Raw genomic sequence first — 19,873 nt, 5'->3', positions numbered from 1 at the left:
GAGGAGACCATGGCGTTCGGCCAGCCCCGTATCGAGTACAAGTCCAACCAGCAGATGCGCAAGATGCACGAGGCCGGGCTGGTGCTCAGCCGTGCCCTCGACGCCGCAGTGGCCGCCGCCAAACCCGGCGTCAGCACCCGCGAGTTGGATGCAGTGTTCGCCGCCGTGCTCAACGACGCCGGCGCCAAGTCCAACTTCCTCGGTTACCACGGCTTCCCGGCCACCATCTGTGCCTCCGTGAACGAGGAAGTGGTCCACGGCATCCCGGGCGACCGCGTGCTGCAGGACGGCGACATCATCTCGATCGACGGCGGCGCGATTGTGGACGGTTGGCACTCCGACTCCGCCCGCACCGTGATCGTGGGCACCGCCGACCCCGAGGACCAGCGCCTCTCCGACGTCACCGAGGAAGCCATGTGGCGCGGCATCGCGGCGCTGGCCAAGGGCAAGTTCGTGGGCGACATCGGCTGCGCCATTGATGACTACGTCTCCGCCGTTCCCGGCAAGCCCCTGGGCATCCTGGAGGACTACGTGGGCCACGGCATCGGCTCCGAAATGCACATGGCCCCCGACGTACTGAACTATCGCACCAGCCACCGCGGCCCGAAGATCCGGCCCGGCCTGTGCCTGGCGATCGAACCGATGCTGGTCCGCGGCGGGATCGAAACCGCCACCCTCGAGGACGACTGGACCGTGGTCACAACCGACGGCCAGCGTTCCTGCCAGTGGGAGCACTCCGTGGCCGTGCACGAAAAGGGCATTTGGGTCCTTTCCGCGCCCGACGGCGGTGCGGAGCGGCTGGCGCAGTTCGGCGTCACCCCGGTGCCGATCCCGGCCTGAGCCTTCCGGGCTCACTCAGACACTGGGCCCACAGCGGCGAGGTGCCCCCGCGTGGGCACCTCGCCGTCGTCGTTTCTGCGAACAGCCGGTTATGCCTCAGTGAGGGCGGCTTCCGGATCTTCCAACTCTTCAACGAGCCTCGTGAGGCGTATGGCGACCAGTTTGCGCAGTTCCTCCCTTGCAGCGTCGCACTCCGCTTCGGGTGAGTTCGCCAAGCGCGCGCGGAGCGCGGCCACCATCTCATCGTTCGTTAGTCCGGTTGCGCTGATAAGGAAGACATGGCCGAACTTCGCTTCGTACGCATCCTGGGCCTCGTTCAGAGCCTGAAGGGCTTCGTCGTCCCTGTCCATGAGAGCGGATTCCTGCTTGGCCCACCGCAGCCGCCGACCGGTGAAGCCGTCGTGCCGGGAGCCCAGCCGCCTCAACCCAACGTGGGCGGCGACCACGTTGGCGTCGCTCAGCGCTGTGACAGATGAACGCGCCTTTTCGATCAGGTCTTCGAAGTCACTGAAAGGCCGTTGACGGTCAACGTCGATTGCCCAGTCTTCTACGGGGAGGTGGCACAATTCGAGCATCACTTTGATGAACTCGTCACGGGGGAGGTCGTTGAGCCGTTTGACTCCGTGCATTTCAAGAGAGGTGTTCAAGACAGTTTCCTTTCGCTATCACGTATTCACAACTCGCCGTTGCATTGCCTGTCAGCGGAGCGGGAAGCTGGACGGCAGGAGTTCCCCGGTGGACCGGCGGGCGTGGTCCGAGACGCTCAGCGAGGCGATGTAGAGCTCCAGGAATTCCTGGGCCCGCTGCCGGTAGTCGCCGGTGTCCACGGTGACGATCTCCCCGCCCTCGACCACGGTGCGGCCGGCCACCACGACACGGGTGATGTCCCTGCCGTCCGCGTTCATCACCATGGTGCGGATGGGGTCGGCGTAGGGGCCGATGTGCTGGCCGCCCAGGTCCAGTACGAAGTAGTCGGCCTGCGCCCCGGGGGCGAGCCGGCCGAGGTCCGGGCGGCCCAGCGCTTCGGCTGGATCCAGCGTGGCGGAGCGGAAAAGGTCCGCGGCCTGGGCGCTCGTGCGGTTGCCCGTGGTGGCCTTGGTCATGCCCATCGCCAGGTCCATGGCACGGATCATGTTAGGCGGGGCGGAGTCCGTGCCCAGCACGATCCGGATGCCGCGCTCGCGGTAGGAATCGTAGTTGTCCAGCATGCCGCCGTAGTGTGCCATCGGGATGGGGCAGAGTAGGACGCTCGTGCCGGAATCCGCGAGCAGCGTGAGGTCGTCCCCGCTGCCGAAGGTTTCGGGCATGAGCGGGTGCCCCGGCACGGTCCAGGCATGCGGGACGAAGGTCCGTTCGCCCAGGAAGCCGAGGTCGGCGAGGTACGGCAGGGATCGCTTGCCGGTCCGGGCGATCATGGTCTCGATTTCGAAGAGCCCCTGGGCGGCGTGCAGGCGCACCGGAATGCCCAGTTCGTCGGCGGCCTTGCGGGTAAGCCGCAGCGTCTGTTCGGTCTGCGTCTCGATCCTGGCAGGCAGCAGGGCGGTGCGGATCAGCCCGCCGGCCCGGCCTTCATAGTCCTGCGCGAAGCGGATGGCGTCCTCCAACCCGTCCAGGCCACGGCGCTCGTCCTCGTGGAGTAGCACGCGTGTGCCGTCCGTATATGGCACGGCTGTGCGGTAACTCGGGCCAAGGTAGGCGCGGATGCCGAGGGCTTCCACGGCGTCGGCGGTGTCCGCCATGTCCTGGTAGTCCTCGCACCATTCGTGGTAGCTCTCCGAGGCGATGGGCATGAGGGTGGTGATGCCGTTGCGCACCAGCTGCGAGAGGGCGAACTCGCGGCGGAAGCGGGACTGTTCTCGGGTGAAGACTGCGCCGTGGTCCTCCAGGTAGGCCTCGGACCAGACCAGGCCGAGGCGTGTGTCCGGGCCGTGCCAGGAATCGAAGATGGCGTGGTCGATGTCGGCGAGGGCGTTGAGGTCGATGAAGCCCGGGGAGACGATCGCCTGCCCGGCGTCGATTTCGGTATCAACGGGACCGGCGTAGTTCCGGCCGACGAAAAGGATGGTCGCGTCGTTGTGGACCAGTTCGGCGTCGGGCAGGATGCAGTGGTCGCCTTCGGCGTAACCGATCACGAAGGCGGCCCTGATGCGTGTGATCATTTGTTCTCCAAATCGTGTGCCTGGCGGTCCAGGATGGACCCGGCCACCAGCATGGCGTCCTGTACGGAGCCGTCCCGGATGGCCTCGAAAAGGTCGTCGTGGTTGTCATGCCCGGCGTGGGCGGCACGGTCGAGGCCGGCGGGGGAGGTCCAGGAGCCGTCGATGTTCGCGGCGAGGGAACCGTAGATCCCGGCCAGGAGCTGGTTGTGCGCGGCGTCCACCACGGCGCGGTGGAAGTCGATGTCCGCCTCGCGGAACCCGTCGTCGTCCCGCGCTTCCGCGGCGGCGCGACGGCGGTGGAGCGCGTCCTCGAGCTTGTCCAGGTCTGCCTGGTTCCGGCGCTGTGCGGCGAGGGCCGCCGCTGGCACGTCCAGGCTGCGCCGGACCTCGACCGCCTCAAAGGGATCCGCGTCCTGGAATCCTTTGCGGAGGGCGATCTCCTGTTCATCGACGGCGGCGACAAACGTCCCGTCCCCCTGCCGGGTCACGAGCAGGCCCGCGTGCACCAGCGCACGAAGGGCCTCGCGCAAAGGAGCGCGGCTCAACCCCAAAGCCCTGCCCAGTTCGGGTTCGGGCGGGATCCGGTCTCCCAGACCCCATTCGCCCTGCCGAATCCGTTGACGGATGTCGTCGATTGCCTCGTCGACCACACTGCGCCGTCCGTTCACCGCCATGGTGCCCCCTCTGGTTCCTACGTCCACGAAGCGTCTCACATGGCTGTTTGAAAATCCACTCTTTCGTAAGACGTCTTACGAGTGTAAGTTTAGCGGCATGACCCAGATCACAGAACCGCTTCCTGGCTCGAGGTCTCCCGAAGACAGGGAATTTCCCGTCGTCCGCCTTGGCATCCAGTTCACCCGCTACCCGGGAATGGAGCAGCTGCCGCTGCTTGATTCGCTCCGCCAGGCCGTGGAGGACGGTTTCACCCTCGTCGTCCTCAACAACATCGTCGCGGAACTCTCGGGCGAAACGGAGGACAGGCTTGGCGAGGTGGCAGCGGAAGCCCGGCGCGCCGGCGTCGAACTCCAACTGGGACTGGGCTGCGCGGGTCCGGCCGGCGAACCGGCCGCCGTCCGCCGGGAATTGCACAGCGCCCTGGCGCGGGGACTGGAACTCGGCGTCAAGGAGTTCTTCGTCTACACCCGCTCCGTGCGGGAAGGCCTGATGGAGCAGGGACGTTTCCTGGACCACGCAGCGCAACTGCGGCTGGTCCGGGCGAACCTTGAATCCCTTGCCGCGGAAGCCCTGGGGACCGGTGCCCGGATCAACGTCAAGACCCACGAGGACCTCGCCTCGGTCGAGGTGCTGTCCCTGGTGCAGGGCCTCGACCCCGCGGTCTTCAGCATCGGACTCGATGTGGCCAACCTCGTAGTCCGCGGCGAAGATCCCCACGCCGTAGCGAGGAACCTCGGTCCTTCGATCCGCATGACCCACCTGGAGGATCTTGTCCTGTTTCCGGTGCCGCACGGCTACCGGCGCAGGCTGCGCGCCCTTGGCGAAGGCGTCCTCGACTGGGATCCCCTCCTGGGCAGCCTGCTGGACTCCGGGGTGCGCGACTTCACCCTCGAACAGCACCGCGGAAAGTTCGACACCCCCGTATTCGACCGCTCGTGGTTCCGCCACGAACCGCACCTCGACGCCCCGGAACTCGGCCAGCTGGCCCGGCTCGGCGTCCTGACGCACGACGGGCGTGGCGCGCGGGGAAATCCCGACGCTCGCCGACTGGGGCGATGACCCCGCCCCTGCCGAACGCCGTCGTCAGCTGCTCCACAGCGCCGCAACGTTGCGGCGGATCCTCACATCGCTCGGGGCCGGCATAGCCGCCCCGGCAACGATCCTCTCCGGAGAGGAAGGACTCTCATGACAGCAATAGCCGCCCCACAGGCCGTTGTCCCGGCCAGGCGCCGGCCCTTCAGCAGCTTCCTTAAACGGGACCGGAAGCTCACGCTCGCCCTGTCCCTGCTGGCCGCCCTGGTGGTGCTGACGCTGCTCGGCCCGCTGCTCTGGCGGGTCCAGCCTGAAGCGATCAACCTTGGCGCAGTCCTCCAGGGGCCGAGTTTCGGCCATCCGATGGGCACGGACGACACCGGCCGCGACGTGATGTCCCGCTTCCTCGCCGGCGGACAGACCTCGATCCTTGCCGGCCTGACCATCGCACTGATCGGCGCCGTCGTGGGCTGCGTGGCCGCCCTGCTTGCCGGCTCCATGCGCGGCTGGGTGGACACCCTTTTCACCTGGCTGAGCAACTCGATCCTGTGCTTCCCGGCGATCCTGCTCGCCATGGCCATCGCAATGGCGCTCAAGCCAGGAGTCACGGCCGCGGTCATCGGCCTCTCGCTGCACTCCTTCCCCTGGTACATGCGGACCCTCCGAGGCGAAGTGATGCGCCTGTACGGGCAGGACTTCATCCGCTCCACCATGGCGATCGGCGCCCACCCCGCCCGGGTCCTGTTCCGGCACGTGCTCCCGCACCTGGTGCCGATCATGATCCTGCAGATGGCGGCCGTGTTCGGCGCCGCCGTGCTGTCCCTGGCCGCCCTCGGGTACCTCGGGCTGGGAGCCCAGCCGCCCACCGCGGAATGGGGCGAAATGATCACCGAAGGCCAGCAGTTCTTCCTGACCGGGCAGTGGTGGATCGCAGGCTTCCCTGGCCTGGGACTGCTCATCGCCGTCACCCTGACTACCGTCATCGCGGACCGGGCCCGGGAAGTCCTGGACCCCCGCGGCGAATTCACCCAGGCGAAGTGAGGCTCCGATGACCAGCACCGTCCTCAAACGACTCGGGGTGGCACTGGCCACCGTCTTCGGGGCCTCGATCTTCACCTTCGTGCTGCTCCGCAAGGTCCCCGGCGACCCCGCACGGGCCATCGCCGGCGACACCGCAACCGAGGAAACCATCGCCGCCCTGCGCAAATCCATGGGCCTGGATGACAACCTCCTGGTCCAGTACGGCAACTACATGGGCTCGCTGCTCCGCGGCGACTTCGGCTTCTCGTACAGCACCGGCAACAGCGTGGGCACGCTCCTGGGGCAGCGGCTTCCAGCCACCCTCGAACTGGGGCTGCTGTCCGTGATCATCGCGATCGTCGCCGCCGTGCTGGCCGCAAGCTTCGCGGTCTATTCACGACGCCGGTGGCCGGACCAGGCCGTCCGCTTCGCCTCCTCCCTGGCCATGGGTTCGCCGCCGTTCTGGATTGCCCTGCTGGCCCTGATGGTCTTCTCCATCCAGCTCGGGATCTTCCCGGGGCCCGAAGGGCGCCTGTCGCCCGGAATGCTCAAGCCGCCGAACGTGACCGGGATGTTCACCGTGGACTCCCTCCTGGCCGGGCAGTGGGGAACCTTCGCCAACGCGTGGTGGCACCTGCTCCTGCCGGCAACGATCGTGGCGCTGGGCCCCTTTGCCTTCCTCAGCCGGCTCTACCGCAACCAGTTGCGGGGCACCCTCCGGGAAACCTTCGTGGCCGTCTCCCAGAGCCACGGCCTGCGCCGCTTCCCGGTCTACAACCGGCACGTGGCACCGCACGGGCTGCTCTCCCTGCTGCCGGCCGCATCCCTCCTCTTCGCCGACCTCCTCGCCGGAAGCCTGCTCGTGGAAAAGGTGTTCGGCTGGCCCGGCATCGGTTCCATGACCGCCGACGCCATCATCCAGAAGGACTTCGCGGTGGTCCAGGCCGTGCTCCTGATGGCGGCCGTCCTCTACGTGGTGGTCAGCCTCCTGGCCGACCTCCTCATGACCGCTGCCGATCCCCGTACCCGAGTAGGAGCACGCTGATGCAAAGCAACGCACTCTCCCTTCCCGCACCCCGAGTGGCGGGCGACGGCGGCCCGGACCCCGACCACAACGACCCCGTGCTCAGCGTCCGGGGCCTGCGGACCGACTTCGTGACCGCCGTCGGAACCGTCCACGCCGTCCGCGACGTCTCCTTCGACCTCCGCAAGGGGCAGCGGCTGGCAATCGTGGGCGAATCCGGTTCCGGCAAATCCGCCATGGCCATGTCCCTCATGGGCCTCGTGCCCCCGCCGGGCCGGGTGGTCGGCGGCAGCGTCAAACTCAACGGCAAGGAGATCGTGGGCCTTGACGACGCCGGGATCTCCAAGGTCCGCGGCAAGGACATCAGCCTCGTCTTCCAGGACCCCATGGCCGCCCTGGATCCGCTGAAGACCATCGGGAGCCAGTTCGTCGAAACCATCCGCGTGCACCAGGACGTCTCCGTCAAGGCTGCCCGGAAGATGGCATGCGATCTGCTTGGCGAAGTGGGCGTCAACGACGCCGCCCGGCGGATCTCGGACTACCCGCACCAGTACTCCGGCGGCATGCGCCAACGCGTCCTGATCGCGATGGCCATCGCCAACGATCCCTCCGTGGTGGTCGCGGACGAACCCACCACCGCCCTGGACGTCACCACCCAGGCACAGGTGCTGGACCTGCTGGCCAAGATCTGCGACGAACGCGGCAACGCCCTGGTGATGATCACCCACAACCTGGGCATCGTGGAGGAACTCTGCGACAGCGTCAACGTCATGTACGCCGGGCGCTTCGTCGAATGCACCAGCACCGAGGCGTTGTTCGCCTCGCCGGGCCACCCGTACTCGAAGGCCCTGCTGGACTGCGTTATCGACCCCGCCACCGCCCGGCGCGGTGCGCTGCCAGCCATCCCCGGATCGCCGCCGGACCTCTCGGTGGACGAACCCGGCTGCCCCTTCGCGCCCCGCTGCCCGATCGGCCGGGACCAGGAACGCTGCGCGATCGAAAGACCGCAGCCGCGCACCCTGTCCAACGGCGCCGTCGTCCGCTGCCACTTCGCCTACGACCCCCAAGGGGAGACAGCATGAACATCGCAAGCGCCACCCCGCTCCTGCGGGTGGAGAAGCTGAACAAGTCCTATGCCAAGGGCATCGGCAAACGGCACAGCGTACAGATCCTGCACGATGTCTCCTTCGAACTGCGCCGCGGCCAGACCCTGGGCCTGGTGGGGGAGTCCGGCAGCGGCAAGTCCACCACCGCCGCCTGCGTGATGGGCCTGACCGGCGTGGACAGCGGGTTGATCGAGTTCGACGGCGTCGACCTCACCAGCCTCTCCAAGGCCGAGATGCGCAGGATGCGCCGGCGGATCCAGATGGTCTTCCAGGACCCCAACGGCTCCCTCGACCCGCGCTTCACCGTGGCGGACCTGGTGGAAGAACCCCTCATCGTGCACGGCGTCAGCGATTCAGCGGAACGTTCGCGTCGGGTTTCGGAGGTCCTGGACCGCGTGGGAATCAGCGTCAAGCAGGCCCAGCGCTACCCCTTCGCGTTCTCCGGCGGCCAGCGCCAGCGCATCGCGATCGCGCGGGCCCTGGTCCTGAACCCGGACCTGGTGGTGCTGGATGAACCCGTGAGCGCGCTGGACGTCTCCATCCAGGCGCAGGTCCTCAACCTCCTGAGCGAGCTGCAGGACGAACTCGGCCTGACCTACCTCTTCATCGTCCACGACCTCGCGGTGGCCCGGCTCATGAGCCACAACATCGCCGTCATGAACGCCGGGGAGATTGTGGAGGCCGGCACTTCGGCGGATGTCTTTGAGAACACCACCCACCCGTACACCCGCGCGCTGCTGGATGCCGTGCCGGGTGCCCGCCGCCGGGCAGCACAGACCCGGACGACGGCGGCGCTCGCCGCGGCGGGCACGGCCGACACCCTGGAAGGAATGTGACATGTTGATCCTCCCGAAATGGACGGCCGCTGTCAGGAAGGCATCCGTGAAGCGGACGACGGCGGCGCTCGCCGCCGTGGGCCTGCTCGCCCTCGCGGGCTGTGCTCAGCCCGCGGCATCCTCCGGCGCAGGCGAGCGGCCCTTCACCGTGAACTGGGCCGCCTCGCTGACCAACATCGACCCCGCCTTCGTGTGCGCGGGCAATGAGAACAGCTTCGCCACCAACTTCTACGCCCGCCTCGTCAGGCTCGACGAAGCACCCCAGCAGGACGGCACACTCGTGGCCATCAACGAGCCCGAACGTGTCAAGGGCGATCTGGCCACGTCCTGGACGGTGTCCCCGGACGGGAAGTCCTACACCTTCTCCCTGCACCCCGGGGCGAAGTTCGCCAACGGCAACCCGCTGGACGCCGAAGCCGTGCGGTATTCGATCATGCGCAACCTGACCATCGGCGGCTGCGGGGCACTGGGCCTGCAGATCGGCCTGACGGACCCGCCCCTGATCAGCGACGTCGTCGTGGTGGACCCGCAGACGGTGCGCCTGGAACTCTCCCGGGCCTATCCGGCCATCCTGGTGACCCTGGCCCAGAGCCGCGGCTCGATCTATGACCCGAAGGTCATCAAGGAGCACGGCGAGGACAAGAAGGGCGTGCCCAACCAATGGCTCGCCTCGCACACCGCCAGCAGCAGCGGGCCCTACGTGCTGGACGAATACGTGGCCAACAACTACGCCGTCCTCACCCGGAACCCGAACTACTATGGCGAGCCGGCCAGGGAAGCCGAGGTGCGGGTCAACTTCATCTCCTCGATTCCCACCCTGATGCTGCAGGCCCGCCGCGGCGAAGCCGATGTGACCCTGGGCCTGCCGCCCTACGTGGTGCACCAGCTGAGCCAGGAGGACTGCTGCCGCGTCACGTCCGCCCCGGCCTTCGCACCGGTGACCGTGTCCCTGGACAACTCCTCGGGCACCACGGCCAACCCGAAGCTGCGTGAGGCCCTCACCTACGCCGTGCCATACGAACAGATCAAGGCGAGCGTGGCCTACGGCTACGCGGACAGCTACTACGGTCCCTTCGTCCCCGGCATCCCGGGCTTCGACGCTCAGCGTTCTGCGCCCCGGCCGCTGGACAAGGAACGGGCACGGGCCCTGATTAAGGAATCGGGCCTGACGGACCCGCAGATCGACCTCATGATCAACCCGTCCTCGCCCGGCGTGTCCACCCTCGCGACCATCCTCAAGTCCTCCTGGGAGGACATCGGAGTGCGTGTGAACATCGACTCGCAGACCCCCACGGCCTTCGCCACCAGGTTCAACACGGGCAAGTACCAGTCGGCCCTGCTGTTCGAAACCGGCGGCGTCGTGGCCGCGTACGAGCTGCGCAAGAAGATGACCTGCGGCAGCACCTTCAACAACCAGCACATCTGCATCCCCGGGACCCCGGAGCTCATGGACAAGCTCAACGCCGCCTCCGACCTCGATTCGCAGCTGCCGTACATCAACGCGCTGGTGGATTCCTGGCGGGCCAGTTCGCCCACCATCATCCTCTACCGTGCGCAGTTCACGGCGGTGCTTTCGGGCTCGGTCAAGCACTTCGAGTTCTCGCCGACGTACAGCTTCTACAACTGGGGACGCTAGCGCCCTGCCCGCTGCGGGGACCGGTCCGCCCGGTTCCCGCAGCAGGCACCACAAGACATCCAGAACCAGCTAAGGACAAGAAAAATGCGAATTGGTGTTGATGGCAGCAAGATTCCCCACGAAGCCGAGGACTCCGCGGTCCGGATCCTCGAACGCGCCCACGCACTGGGCATGGAGGGCGTCTACTTCCGCAGCGTGATGGACGTTTCGCCCACCCTGGACCGTGGCCTGCTCGCCGAAGTGCGCTCCTGCGCCGATGAACTGGGTCTCTACCTGCAGATGGGCCTGGCCAAGGTCAACCCCTATGCGGCCTCCGAGGCGCCCCAGGTCCGCAGGCTTGGTGACGGCGACTACACCCGCGGCATGGTCAGGATGATCGAGGCCGCACACGAGGCCGCCGGAGTCACCGAGCTCTGGGTGGCCTGCGCCAACTACCAGCGTGGCATGCCCGGTTACTACGTCTTCGACCGTTTCCGCACGGACGCCCCGTGGCCGGACCAGTTGGTGGCGATCGAGAAGTTCCTGCGACTCCTTGCCCCGGTGGCCCGGGACCACGGGGTGCACCTGAACATCGAAACCCACGAGGAGATCACCAGTTACGAGGTGGTGCGCCTGGTCGAATCCGTGGGCCCGGACGTCCTGGGCGTCACCTTCGACACCGCCAACGTGGTGGTGCGCGGCGAGGACCCTGTGGCGGCGGCGCGCCGCGTGGCGCCCTACACCCGCGCCACGCACCTCCGGGATTTCGTACTCGGTGAGCAGGACGGCGTGTTCGGACGGGTCTTCGCCCCCATCGGGCAGGGATCCATCGACTGGGACACCGTGCTGGGCATCCTGCACGCGGCAAACCCGGAGTTGCCGCTCTCCATCGAGAACGCCGGCCCTACGCTGCACCTGCCCATCGGCCTGGACGATCCCGAGTGGCTTGCGGTCCACCCGGACCTGGATGCGGCCGAAGTGGCCCGGATCCGCGAAATGGCCGCCGGATACCAGGCCAAGGTGGATCGCGGCGAGGCTTTGTCGTTGACGGAACTCCGGGCGATTCCGTACGACGGCGAACGCTTCATCCATGAGTCTGCCCAGGCCCTGCGAGCCTCCCTCGCCAGGCTCGGCCTCGCGGAGGGCGTCACCGCGCGCTGACGAGGAGCACGAACTGGCAGCACCTGCCTTAAATCTGCATGGAGATGGCATCTGCTGCCAGTTCGCACGTATTCCGGTCGCCGAGGAGCACAATGGCCCCATGGCATCCAAGATCACCGATGTACCGGGAATCCGTGTGGGGCAGGTCCAGAAGGTCGGCGACGGCTGGCTGTCCGGGGTGACGGTGGTCCTGCCGCCACCGGGAACCGTGGGCTCGGTGGATGTGCGCGGGGGAGGGCCAGGCACCCACGAGACCGATGCCCTCGATCCCACCACGCTCGTTCCCACTGTCGACGCAGTGGTGCTGACCGGCGGCAGCGCCTACGGACTGGCCTCGGCGCATGGCGCCCAGCTCTGGTGCGAAGAGCAGGGCCGCGGTTTCCCGGTGGCGGGCGGCGTGGTGCCGATCGTCCCGGCCGCGGCCATTTTCGACCTCGGCCGCGGCGGCGACTTCGCCGCCCGGCCCGGCGCGGACATGGGTTACGAAGCGGCAGCCGCCGCGGCCGCTTCCGGTGAGCAGGCCGACGTCGCACGCGGAAACGCCGGCGCCGGCACCGGAGCGGTGCTCGGCAGGGGCGCCTTCAAGGGCGGGGTGGGCACGGCGTCCCTTACCCTCGACGCCATCTCCCCGGACGGGCCCGTGGTGGTGGGCGCCATCGCGGTGGTGAATGCGCTGGGCATGCCGGTGGGAGCGGAGGCACCGGAACCGCCGGCTTCCCCGCAGCTGAACACCACGCTCGCCGTCGTCGCCACCAACGCGGCCCTGGACCCGGCCGAATGCAAGCGGACCGCCGGGGCGGCCCATGCCGGCCTCGCCCGGGCGCTGAACCCCTCCCATACCCTCGCCGACGGCGACACCGTCTTCGCGCTGGCGACCGGCGCCGTCGGGCTTGACCGGAGTACGGAACAGGCGCGGCAGATCTCCCTGATCACCCTGCAAAGCGCGGCGGCGGAAGCGGTGCGGCTCGCCATCCTGGACGGCGTCGCGGCGGCGGAATCCATCACGACGCCGGCGGGGGAGTTCCGCGCTTTCGCCCCCGGAGGGGGCGGCGGGCAGGGGTGACAGCAGGATGCCTCTGCGCTAGCATGAGCGGATTTAACATTCGGCCGGCTTTGGCGTAGTGTTGTCTGTTGGTTGTCTGCACAGTCACGCCCATTTACAGAACCGGATTTTCCGGGTCCGTCGACGGGATGCAGCGGCAGCCGAAAACCCAAAAACGTCCGCAGGGATTCCCTTGGGAAGGACTGCGGCAAACAACAGTTAGCGGAGGATATGGCCAAGAAGGACGGGGTCATTGAGATCGAGGGCGTTGTGACCGAGGCGCTGCCCAACGCGATGTTTCGCGTTGAGCTGACCAACAAGCACATCGTTCTTGCACACATCTCGGGGAAGATGCGCCAGCACTACATCAGGATTCTCCCTGAGGACCGGGTAGTGGTGGAGCTGAGCCCTTACGACCTCACACGTGGTCGCATCGTCTACCGCTACAAGTAAATCGTTGGGCGGCAGGGCATTAGCCCGAGCCGTTCCAGCCGACCACCTGCAACACGCAAAGGAACGCCATGAAGGTCAAGCCGAGCGTTAAGCAGATCTGCGACAAGTGCAAAGTGATCCGCCGTAATGGCCGGGTCATGGTGATCTGCGAGAACCCGCGCCACAAGCAGCGCCAGGGCTAATTCCCGCCAGGGAATCAGCGCCCGCAAGGGCAAACCTGGGCTGTGCCCACGCAAGTAAATAAAGGCAGCACAAGCTGCGCTGGGACATTGAGCAACACAGAGCCCGGACAGCGAACCCCCGGTCGGAGGCTGGGGCCACACTGAAAGTGTGGGTGTACTGCCTACGACCTCCGGTTTATTCAAGGAGTACCGCCACTATGGCTCGTCTCGCTGGCGTAGACATTCCCCGCGAAAAGCGGTTGGAAATTGCGCTTACTTACATCTACGGCGTGGGCAAGACCCGTGCAAAGGAAACCCTGGCTGCCACCGGCATCAGCGCTGACGTTCGCGTCAAGGACCTGACTGACGCCGAACTGGTTCAGCTGCGTGACTACATCGAGGGCAACTACAAGGTTGAGGGTGACCTTCGCCGCGAGGTAGCCGCCGACATCCGCCGCAAGGTCGAGATCGGCAGCTACGAAGGCCTGCGCCACCGCAAGGGCCTGCCCGTACGCGGTCAGCGTACGAAGACCAACGCTCGTACCCGCAAGGGCCCGAAGCGCACCGTCGCCGGCAAGAAGAAGGCCGGCCGCTAGAAATAGCGGTCGTCTTCACCCGATAACTTTTCTGTAGGAGAAAACATGCCCCCCAAGACTCGTGGAGCGGTCCGTAAGCCGCGTCGCAAGGATAAGAAGAATATTGCGCTCGGCCAGGCGCACATCAAGAGCACCTTCAACAACACCATCGTGTCCATCACGGACCCGAGCGGTGCTGTGATCTCCTGGGCTTCCGCCGGTGAGGTTGGCTTCAAGGGCTCCCGTAAGTCCACCCCGTTCGCTGCCCAGATGGCTGCCGAGGCCGCTGCAAAGCGCGCCCAGGAGCACGGTCTGCGCAAGGTCGACGTTTTCGTCAAGGGCCCGGGATCCGGACGCGAGACCGCAATCCGTTCGCTGCAGGCCGCTGGCCTCGAGGTTGGCTCCATCCAGGACGTCACCCCCAGCGCCCACAACGGTTGCCGCCCGCCGAAGCGCCGCCGCGTCTAATTGACTCCGCTGCGGCCGGCCGTGCCGCCGTCGGACAGTCTTCTGTCCGAGCGGCACGGCCGGCAGCTTCGGAAACAAGCCGATTTCCACCACCTGTGTTGCGTCATATAGCGGATGCTCGCCGAAAGGAAACCTAAGTGCTTATTGCACAGCGCCCCACTCTGTCTGAAGAAGTAGTCTCCGAGAACCGCTCGCGTTTCATCATTGAACCGCTGGAACCGGGCTTCGGCTACACCCTCGGCAACTCCCTCCGCCGTACCCTGCTCTCCTCCATCCCCGGTGCCGCTGTTACCAGCATCCGGATCGATGGCGTGCTGCACGAGTTCACGACGGTTCCGGGTGTCAAGGAAGATGTCACCGAGATCATCCTGAACATCAAGAACCTCTCCGTGTCCTCCGAGCACGATGAGCCGGTTGTCGCGTACCTGCGCAAGCAGGGTCCCGGAGTCGTCACGGCAGCGGACATCGCTCCGCCCGCCGGCGTCGAATTCCACAACCCGGATCTGCACATTGCCACGCTGAACTCGAAGGGCAAGTTCGAACTCGAACTGACCATCGAACGCGGACGCGGCTACGTTTCGGCAGCTCAGAACAAGTCCGGCGACTCCGAGATCGGCCGCATCCCGGTCGACTCGATCTACTCGCCGGTCCTGAAGGTGACCTTCCGCGTGGAAGCCACCCGTGTTGAGCAGCGCACCGACTTCGACAAGCTCATTGTCGACGTCGAGACCAAGCCGGCCATCGCCCCGCGCGATGCCGTCGCTTCCGCAGGCACCACCCTGGTGGAACTGTTCGGTCTGGCCCGCGAGCTGAACACCGCAGCTGAAGGTATTGAGATTGGCCCGTCGCCCACCGACGCAGCCCTGGCTGCTGACATGGCACTGCCGATCGAGGATCTGGACCTGACGGTCCGTTCCTACAACTGCCTCAAGCGTGAGGGCATCCACACCGTGGGTGAACTCGTTGCCCGCTCCGAGGCTGACCTGATGGACATCCGCAACTTCGGTGCCAAGTCCATCGACGAGGTCAAGGCAAAGCTGGTGGAACTGGGCCTGTCCCTGAAGGACTCGCCTCCCGGTTTCGATCTTGCAGCCCGCGCCGCAGCCATCGAAGAGGACGACGCCGCGTTCAGCGACGACGAGCTCTAACACAGATCTTGGCCATCGGGTCCCGGACGGACCAGTACGGCCTTCATTACAGGAGAAATTACTATGCCTACCCCCACTAAGGGTCCGCGCCTCGGAGGCGGTCCGGCTCACGAGCGCCTGATGCTCGCGAACCTGGCAGCTTCGCTGTTCGAACACAAGCGCATCACCACCACGGTCACCAAGGCCAAGCGCCTGAAGCCGTACGCAGAGCGCCTGGTCACCTTCGCCAAGCGTGGCGACCTCGCTTCCCGCCGCCGCGTGCTCGGCCTGATCAGCAACAAGGGCATTGTCCACGAGCTGTTCACCGACATCGCCCAGGCAGTGGAGAACCGCGACGGCGGCTACACCCGCATCACCAAGATCGGCAACCGCAAGGGCGACAACGCTCCCATGGCTGTCATCGAGCTGGTTCTCGAGCCGCTCTCCCCGAAGCAGGCCGTTGTAGCCGAAGCCACCCAGGCTGCCGAGAAGGCTGCTCCGGTTGCTGAGGAAGCTGCCGCTGAAGAGGTCGTCGAGACTGAAGCTGCTGCCGAAGAGGCTCCCGAAGCCGCTGCCGAAGAGGCTCCGGCCGCTGAGGAAGCTGCCGAGGCTCCGGCCGAAGAGGCTGCCAAGGACGAGAAGTAATTCGCTGAATTCTTCCCGATAGACTTGGGTCTATGAACGAACAGGAACCCGCTGCCCCCGTTTCCGGAGGCGGCGGGTTCTTGCGTATCCGGATGGATCTTTCCTACGACGGCGGCCCGTTCAGCGGCTGGGCCGTGCAGCCCGGACTCCGTACGGTGCAGGGTTGCCTTGAGTCCGCGCTCGAGTTGATCATCCGCCGTCCGGTCCGGGTCACCGTGGCGGGCCGCACCGACGCCGGAGTGCACGCCCGCGGCCAGGTGGTCCATCTGGACCTCTCGCCGGAGGAGTGGTTCCGCCTTTCTCGCGATGGCCTTTACGATCCGGCGGCCGCCCTGCAGCGGAAGCTGCGCGGGGCGCTCAGCAGGGTCCTGGAGGGACACCACGGTGCTGGTGGAATTCGCGGTGCCATTGAGATTCACGACGCCGGCCTGGCGCCTTCGGGTTTCGACGCCCGGTTTTCGGCGCTGTGGCGCCGCTACAGCTACCGGATTGCCGACGGTCCGGAACGCTGGGACCCGCTGCTGCGGGGACTGACCCTTTGGCACAAGGCACCGCTGGACACGGGGTTGATGAACCGCGGGGCGGCCGAACTCCTGGGCCTGCAGGATTTCCGCGCCTACTGCCGGCCCCGGGAGGGCGCAACCACCATCCGGGAACTTCAGGCTTTCGAGTTTGACCGCGGAGACGACGGCGTCATAGTCGCCACCGTCCAGGCCGACGCGTTCTGCCACAACATGGTCCGTGCCCTGGTGGGCGGCGCGCTGCGTGTGGGGGAGGGCCTGGAAACCCCGCAGTGGATGCACGATCGTTTGCTTGCCGGGGTCCGCGATGCCAAATCGGTGCTCGCCGCGCCGCACCCTTTGGTGCTGGAGCATGTGGCGTATCCGGCGGACGGCGAACTGCTGGCCCGGGCCGAACTGACCCGGGCGAAGCGGGAGTAGTTGATTTCCTGCGGCCGTCACGGGAAGTCCTGCCCATGGCCGTTTGCAGGCGATCTTGGCAGGATGCAGCCATGACTCAATTTGTGGGCGCTGACCCTGCGCAGCTGCGTGCCCTCGCGAAGCAGATGGCCAAGAGCGCGGATCGGATCGGCGCCTTGACCCGGAACCTTTCCTCGTTGCTGGACACCCCAGGCTCTTGGCTGGGCCCGGACATGCAGGGATTTCGGCAGTCCTGGCAAGGCGAGCTGATGCCGCGCTCCAAATCTGTTGTGCAGAGCCTGCTGCAAGCGTCCAAGGCGTTGCAGGCCAACGCCGACGAACAGGAGAAGGCCAGCCAGGGGGCTGACGGGCAAGGCGGCGGCAACTCCGGCGGCGGCGAGTCCGGCAACGGTGACCGCAGGGACGAGTCCCGGGGTTCAGCTGGTTCCCGGACCGGGCGAGGCGATGACGACGGCGGCGATCTCGGTGGAAAGACGCCAGGGCAGGAACCTTACCCTGGAGGGCTTGGCGAGCCGGTGCCCGGCGAATCGGTACCGAAGCCCGACGCCCCTCCCTGGAAATCGGATCCCGACTCGCAGGAACACGGTTCCGAGGACGCTGGCTTTGGCGACCACGCCACAAAGGTGGGCGTTGAGGCAGCGGCCAATGCCGCCGCGCCCGTAATTCCGAATGCCTCGCGCAACCTGCTGCACTTCCTCGGGAATTCCGGTGAACCCCTCGAACAGGACGTCGACCAAATCCTTGAAGATGCCCCCGGCTTCTCCAGCCAGGCGGATGCCGACGTCGAGAACCTTGCCAAGAGCGCTGTCGAGGACGCCCGGAATTCAGGCGCAACCGGGCCGGTGACGTATCCCGTGAACACTGCTTGGAAGGGCTATTACATCGGCAAGGATGAGAGTGCTGACTGGTTCTACGCCAGTGGCGGGCTCAGCTACAGCACCCAGGGGCAGGTGACCGTGTACCCGCCGAGCACACCTGGCGGGGAGTGGACTTACAAAACGGAGACCAGCGTGAGCTATCGTGACCGTTACAACTGGGACGGCGGCAAGTCCACGGACATCGGGCCCCTGAACGTATCTGACGAGCAGCTGGGAAGGCTCAACGAAGTGGGCATCGCGCAGAACTACAACATGACGGGCGAGTCTTCCACGCGCCATAGTTCGGGAAGCGTGAAATGAGCGGGCGCGCCATGGCTTGCCTGGCCGTTGCCGGGCTCTTGCTGGCTGGATGTGCGGCTCCGGGGGGTCCCGGCCGCGCAGGGACTACGACGACAGGAACAGACATGGAAACGGAATCCACTGCACCCGGTGATGCACGCGCCGTCGCAGTTTCGCTCTTGGAGCCGGTGGGGATTGCACTGCCGGGAGACGCCCGGGATTTCACGGTGGACCGGAGCCCGCTGGAACCGTTTCGGAATGCGTCCTTGACCACGTTCACGGCGGGAAGTGCGGAGATGACGGCCGCGTGCGAAGCTGCGGGTGCCGTGGTGGCCCCGGATGCCAGGATCGGGGCCCAGGATGCGAAAGTCCTCCGGGGCGTCCAGGTGGAGGAAGGCTCCACACTCTGCTCCAAGGACTCGGATTACGGCCGCGGCCCGGCCTTCCGCGTGGTGATCCCGCCGGCAGAGACCGGGACAGTTCATGTGGCTCTGTACCAATTGCCGGCGGGGCGCTGAGCGGTTGCTTCCCGAACGTGAGAGACCCCCTTCCGGCTCTGGGTACCGGAAGGGGGTCGGGGTGACCACTGCGGTTCTGGGTACCGGGTGGTCGGTGTGGCGGCGCCCCCTCGCATAGGGCGCCAAATCGGGTACCTCCCTCCGGCAGTTCCAGCAGCTGCCGGTGGTGGCGTTGAGGTACTCCACGTGCCTGCCCAGACAGGCGGCTGATGGTTGGTGAGTTACGGGAGGCCGAGGGCGGCCTTCAGCCCGTTGCTGAGGTCACCGAAGTAGCCGTTCAGGGCGACCCCAAAGAGGCCGACCCCGCCGACGATGATGAGAGCGACGAAGCCTGTCATCACCGAGTACTCCGTGGCCGTCGCGCCGCGCTCGCTCTGCAGGAACGAGATCAGGCGACTGAGTATGGTTTTCATGATGGTTGCCTTCTCTCGGTGCTTCTAGGAGAACGCTGCAATGATGGCCATCACTGCAGGACCGATCAAGATGATGAAGAGGGTGGGGAAGATGCAGAAGATGAGGGGGAAGAGGATCTTCACCGGAATCTTCATAGCGTGTTCTTCCGCCCGCTGGCGGCGTTTCGTACGCATCTCCTGGGCCTGGGCCTTGAGGACCTTGGCGATGGCGATGCCGTAGGCGTCCGCCTGGATCACGGCCCGGATGAAGCTGCGAACATCGGGCACATCAATCCGCTCCGACATCGCCACGTAGGCTTCCTTCCGGCTGCGTCCTACTTGGATGTCCTGCAGCGTCCTGATGAATTCGTCGGCCAGCGGACCTTTGCTGTTCGCTGCCGCACGAGCCACAGCAGCCTCGAAACCAAGCCCCGCCTGGACCGAAATCAGCATCTGGTCGAGGGAATTCGGAAGGTCCAGCCTGATGGCTTCCCGGCGCTTTTGCGCATTGGAACGGATCAGCAGGTCCGGCACGAAGTACGCGAGCACGGCGACGGCCACTGCAAGGACAATGCGCCCGGCCGAGCGTTCAACCAGGAACAGTAGAAGCCCAAAGAAGGCACCGGCGAGTGCGAGCAACGGCTTGACCATCAGGACGCGCCCCAGGGGCCATTCTTTCGGCCGGCCTGCTCCGGCAAGTTGCTGGTCCAGCCAGGCGACATAGCCGGCCGGTGCAATCTGGCGTGACCATTCGGACAACCGTTCACCGGGATGGGCGCGCTGCGCGGTGCTTGCCGCCCGCGCCCCCAGGTTCATCCGGATATTCCTCAGCCCGGCGCGGTCGCCGGTGATCGCCAGCCAAACCATCCAGGAGACAGGCGCCACGATGGCCAGCATCGCTGCATATGCGAAGGGTTGCATGATGA

General features: G+C 66.4%; 23 protein-coding genes. 18 read left to right on the top strand and 5 right to left on the bottom strand.

All coding sequences use genetic code 11. The features are described 5' to 3' along the window. Positions 1–9: 9 nt before the first annotated feature. The gene (gene map / locus ACZ9CK_RS12920; RefSeq protein ID WP_426303490.1) at positions 10–840 is read left to right on the top strand and encodes a type I methionyl aminopeptidase; all 831 of its coding nucleotides are present in this window, start codon (positions 10–12) and stop codon (positions 838–840) included. A gap of 89 nt (positions 841–929) precedes the next feature. Here the strand turns inward: map and ACZ9CK_RS12915 are convergent, their stop codons facing one another. The 3 genes from ACZ9CK_RS12915 to ACZ9CK_RS12905 are packed head-to-tail and all read right to left on the bottom strand — an operon-like array spanning position 930 to position 3,673. Continuing rightward, entirely contained in the window at positions 930–1,487 is a 558-nt protein-coding gene (locus tag ACZ9CK_RS12915; protein WP_426299079.1) for a 2-oxo-4-hydroxy-4-carboxy-5-ureidoimidazoline decarboxylase, read from the bottom strand. Between the two features lie 51 nt (positions 1,488–1,538). After that, a complete protein-coding gene (locus ACZ9CK_RS12910) occupies positions 1,539–2,999 on the bottom strand; it encodes a chlorohydrolase family protein (protein ID WP_476050141.1) in 1,461 nt (486 codons plus the stop codon). Next, positions 2,996–3,673: a FadR/GntR family transcriptional regulator gene (locus tag ACZ9CK_RS12905; protein WP_476050140.1), complete on the bottom strand. Its 678-nt coding sequence runs from the start codon at positions 3,671–3,673 to the stop codon at positions 2,996–2,998. Before ACZ9CK_RS12905 ends, ACZ9CK_RS12910 begins: the two co-directional genes overlap by 4 nt. 97 nt (positions 3,674–3,770) lie before the next feature. On the opposite strand from ACZ9CK_RS12905, the gene ACZ9CK_RS12900 reads away from it, so the two are divergent. From ACZ9CK_RS12900 to ACZ9CK_RS12820, 17 genes are all read left to right on the top strand, one after another. Next, complete coding sequence (locus ACZ9CK_RS12900) at positions 3,771–4,733, top strand: sugar phosphate isomerase/epimerase family protein (protein WP_476050139.1); 963 nt, start codon at positions 3,771–3,773, stop codon at positions 4,731–4,733. 126 nt (positions 4,734–4,859) lie between these two features. Then, positions 4,860–5,747: an ABC transporter permease gene (locus tag ACZ9CK_RS12895; RefSeq protein ID WP_426299071.1), complete on the top strand. Its 888-nt coding sequence runs from the start codon at positions 4,860–4,862 to the stop codon at positions 5,745–5,747. Between the two features lie 7 nt (positions 5,748–5,754). Then, positions 5,755–6,771 carry an ABC transporter permease gene (locus tag ACZ9CK_RS12890; protein ID WP_426299069.1) on the top strand — a complete coding sequence of 339 codons (1,017 nt, stop codon included), beginning with the start codon at positions 5,755–5,757 and terminating at the stop codon, positions 6,769–6,771. After that, on the top strand, positions 6,771–7,832 hold the full coding sequence (locus ACZ9CK_RS12885) for an ABC transporter ATP-binding protein (RefSeq protein WP_476050138.1): 1,062 nt from the start codon (positions 6,771–6,773) through the stop codon (positions 7,830–7,832). Before ACZ9CK_RS12890 ends, ACZ9CK_RS12885 begins: the two co-directional genes overlap by 1 nt. After that, positions 7,829–8,692, top strand: coding sequence for an ATP-binding cassette domain-containing protein (locus ACZ9CK_RS12880; RefSeq protein WP_476050137.1), 864 nt, complete (start codon positions 7,829–7,831; stop codon positions 8,690–8,692). Before ACZ9CK_RS12885 ends, ACZ9CK_RS12880 begins: the two co-directional genes overlap by 4 nt. A 1-nt stretch (position 8,693) precedes the next feature. Further along, complete coding sequence (locus ACZ9CK_RS12875) at positions 8,694–10,328, top strand: ABC transporter substrate-binding protein (RefSeq protein ID WP_476050136.1); 1,635 nt, start codon at positions 8,694–8,696, stop codon at positions 10,326–10,328. Positions 10,329–10,412: 84 nt separating this feature from the next. Then, complete coding sequence (locus tag ACZ9CK_RS12870) at positions 10,413–11,468, top strand: sugar phosphate isomerase/epimerase family protein (protein WP_426299061.1); 1,056 nt, start codon at positions 10,413–10,415, stop codon at positions 11,466–11,468. 100 nt (positions 11,469–11,568) lie between these two features. Next, on the top strand, positions 11,569–12,531 hold the full coding sequence (locus ACZ9CK_RS12865) for a P1 family peptidase (RefSeq protein WP_476050135.1): 963 nt from the start codon (positions 11,569–11,571) through the stop codon (positions 12,529–12,531). Positions 12,532–12,741: 210 nt separating this feature from the next. Then, positions 12,742–12,963: a translation initiation factor IF-1 gene (gene infA, locus ACZ9CK_RS12860; RefSeq protein WP_009358723.1), complete on the top strand. Its 222-nt coding sequence runs from the start codon at positions 12,742–12,744 to the stop codon at positions 12,961–12,963. Positions 12,964–13,031: 68 nt separating this feature from the next. Beyond that, a complete protein-coding gene (gene rpmJ / locus ACZ9CK_RS12855; protein WP_011775570.1) occupies positions 13,032–13,145 on the top strand; it encodes a 50S ribosomal protein L36 in 114 nt (37 codons plus the stop codon). A 197-nt stretch (positions 13,146–13,342) separates the two neighbouring features. Beyond that, entirely contained in the window at positions 13,343–13,720 is a 378-nt protein-coding gene (gene rpsM / locus ACZ9CK_RS12850) for a 30S ribosomal protein S13 (protein ID WP_074587766.1), read from the top strand. A gap of 45 nt (positions 13,721–13,765) precedes the next feature. Next, positions 13,766–14,167, top strand: coding sequence for a 30S ribosomal protein S11 (gene rpsK, locus ACZ9CK_RS12845; protein WP_026555755.1), 402 nt, complete (start codon positions 13,766–13,768; stop codon positions 14,165–14,167). A gap of 137 nt (positions 14,168–14,304) precedes the next feature. Next, positions 14,305–15,315: a DNA-directed RNA polymerase subunit alpha gene (locus ACZ9CK_RS12840; RefSeq protein ID WP_070347947.1), complete on the top strand. Its 1,011-nt coding sequence runs from the start codon at positions 14,305–14,307 to the stop codon at positions 15,313–15,315. Positions 15,316–15,378: 63 nt separating this feature from the next. Further along, the gene (rplQ, locus tag ACZ9CK_RS12835) at positions 15,379–15,939 is read left to right on the top strand and encodes a 50S ribosomal protein L17 (RefSeq protein WP_426299055.1); all 561 of its coding nucleotides are present in this window, start codon (positions 15,379–15,381) and stop codon (positions 15,937–15,939) included. Positions 15,940–15,971: 32 nt separating this feature from the next. Further along, on the top strand, positions 15,972–16,880 hold the full coding sequence (locus tag ACZ9CK_RS12830) for a tRNA pseudouridine synthase A (protein ID WP_476050134.1): 909 nt from the start codon (positions 15,972–15,974) through the stop codon (positions 16,878–16,880). A gap of 71 nt (positions 16,881–16,951) precedes the next feature. Further along, positions 16,952–18,058 (top strand): WXG100 family type VII secretion target, encoded by a 1,107-nt coding sequence (locus ACZ9CK_RS12825; protein ID WP_476050133.1) that lies wholly within the window; start codon positions 16,952–16,954, stop codon positions 18,056–18,058. A gap of 104 nt (positions 18,059–18,162) precedes the next feature. Next, positions 18,163–18,555 carry a hypothetical protein gene (locus tag ACZ9CK_RS12820; RefSeq protein ID WP_476050132.1) on the top strand — a complete coding sequence of 131 codons (393 nt, stop codon included), beginning with the start codon at positions 18,163–18,165 and terminating at the stop codon, positions 18,553–18,555. A gap of 221 nt (positions 18,556–18,776) precedes the next feature. Here ACZ9CK_RS12820 and ACZ9CK_RS12815 read toward each other — a convergent pair whose 3' ends face one another. Further along, positions 18,777–18,968, bottom strand: coding sequence for a Flp family type IVb pilin (locus ACZ9CK_RS12815; RefSeq protein WP_476050131.1), 192 nt, complete (start codon positions 18,966–18,968; stop codon positions 18,777–18,779). Between the two features lie 24 nt (positions 18,969–18,992). Beyond that, a complete protein-coding gene (locus tag ACZ9CK_RS12810) occupies positions 18,993–19,868 on the bottom strand; it encodes a type II secretion system F family protein (protein WP_476050130.1) in 876 nt (291 codons plus the stop codon). Between the last annotated feature and the right edge of the window lie 5 nt (positions 19,869–19,873).

The organism is Arthrobacter sp. TE26545 (genome assembly GCF_056279005.1).
The sequence above is the reverse complement of the archived record's forward strand: the minus strand, read 5'-3'. Positions and strand labels throughout refer to the sequence as shown.

Bases quoted from the DNA above. Each gene is read 5' to 3' on its own strand.
- map (WP_426303490.1), top strand. From the start codon at position 10: ATGGCGTTCGGCCAGCCCCGTATCGAGTACAAGTCCAACCAGCAGATG.
- ACZ9CK_RS12910 (WP_476050141.1), bottom strand. From the start codon at position 2,999: ATGATCACACGCATCAGGGCCGCCTTCGTGATCGGTTACGCCGAAGGC.
- ACZ9CK_RS12905 (WP_476050140.1), bottom strand. From the start codon at position 3,673: ATGGCGGTGAACGGACGGCGCAGTGTGGTCGACGAGGCAATCGACGAC.
- ACZ9CK_RS12900 (WP_476050139.1), top strand. From the start codon at position 3,771: ATGACCCAGATCACAGAACCGCTTCCTGGCTCGAGGTCTCCCGAAGAC.
- ACZ9CK_RS12895 (WP_426299071.1), top strand. From the start codon at position 4,860: ATGACAGCAATAGCCGCCCCACAGGCCGTTGTCCCGGCCAGGCGCCGG.
- ACZ9CK_RS12890 (WP_426299069.1), top strand. From the start codon at position 5,755: ATGACCAGCACCGTCCTCAAACGACTCGGGGTGGCACTGGCCACCGTC.
- ACZ9CK_RS12885 (WP_476050138.1), top strand. From the start codon at position 6,771: ATGCAAAGCAACGCACTCTCCCTTCCCGCACCCCGAGTGGCGGGCGAC.
- ACZ9CK_RS12880 (WP_476050137.1), top strand. From the start codon at position 7,829: ATGAACATCGCAAGCGCCACCCCGCTCCTGCGGGTGGAGAAGCTGAAC.
- ACZ9CK_RS12875 (WP_476050136.1), top strand. From the start codon at position 8,694: ATGTTGATCCTCCCGAAATGGACGGCCGCTGTCAGGAAGGCATCCGTG.
- ACZ9CK_RS12870 (WP_426299061.1), top strand. From the start codon at position 10,413: ATGCGAATTGGTGTTGATGGCAGCAAGATTCCCCACGAAGCCGAGGAC.
- ACZ9CK_RS12865 (WP_476050135.1), top strand. From the start codon at position 11,569: ATGGCATCCAAGATCACCGATGTACCGGGAATCCGTGTGGGGCAGGTC.
- infA (WP_009358723.1), top strand. From the start codon at position 12,742: ATGGCCAAGAAGGACGGGGTCATTGAGATCGAGGGCGTTGTGACCGAG.
- rpmJ (WP_011775570.1), top strand. From the start codon at position 13,032: ATGAAGGTCAAGCCGAGCGTTAAGCAGATCTGCGACAAGTGCAAAGTG.
- rpsM (WP_074587766.1), top strand. From the start codon at position 13,343: ATGGCTCGTCTCGCTGGCGTAGACATTCCCCGCGAAAAGCGGTTGGAA.
- rpsK (WP_026555755.1), top strand. From the start codon at position 13,766: ATGCCCCCCAAGACTCGTGGAGCGGTCCGTAAGCCGCGTCGCAAGGAT.
- rplQ (WP_426299055.1), top strand. From the start codon at position 15,379: ATGCCTACCCCCACTAAGGGTCCGCGCCTCGGAGGCGGTCCGGCTCAC.
- ACZ9CK_RS12830 (WP_476050134.1), top strand. From the start codon at position 15,972: ATGAACGAACAGGAACCCGCTGCCCCCGTTTCCGGAGGCGGCGGGTTC.
- ACZ9CK_RS12825 (WP_476050133.1), top strand. From the start codon at position 16,952: ATGACTCAATTTGTGGGCGCTGACCCTGCGCAGCTGCGTGCCCTCGCG.
- ACZ9CK_RS12820 (WP_476050132.1), top strand. From the start codon at position 18,163: ATGGAAACGGAATCCACTGCACCCGGTGATGCACGCGCCGTCGCAGTT.
- ACZ9CK_RS12815 (WP_476050131.1), bottom strand. From the start codon at position 18,968: ATGAAAACCATACTCAGTCGCCTGATCTCGTTCCTGCAGAGCGAGCGC.
- ACZ9CK_RS12810 (WP_476050130.1), bottom strand. From the start codon at position 19,868: ATGCAACCCTTCGCATATGCAGCGATGCTGGCCATCGTGGCGCCTGTC.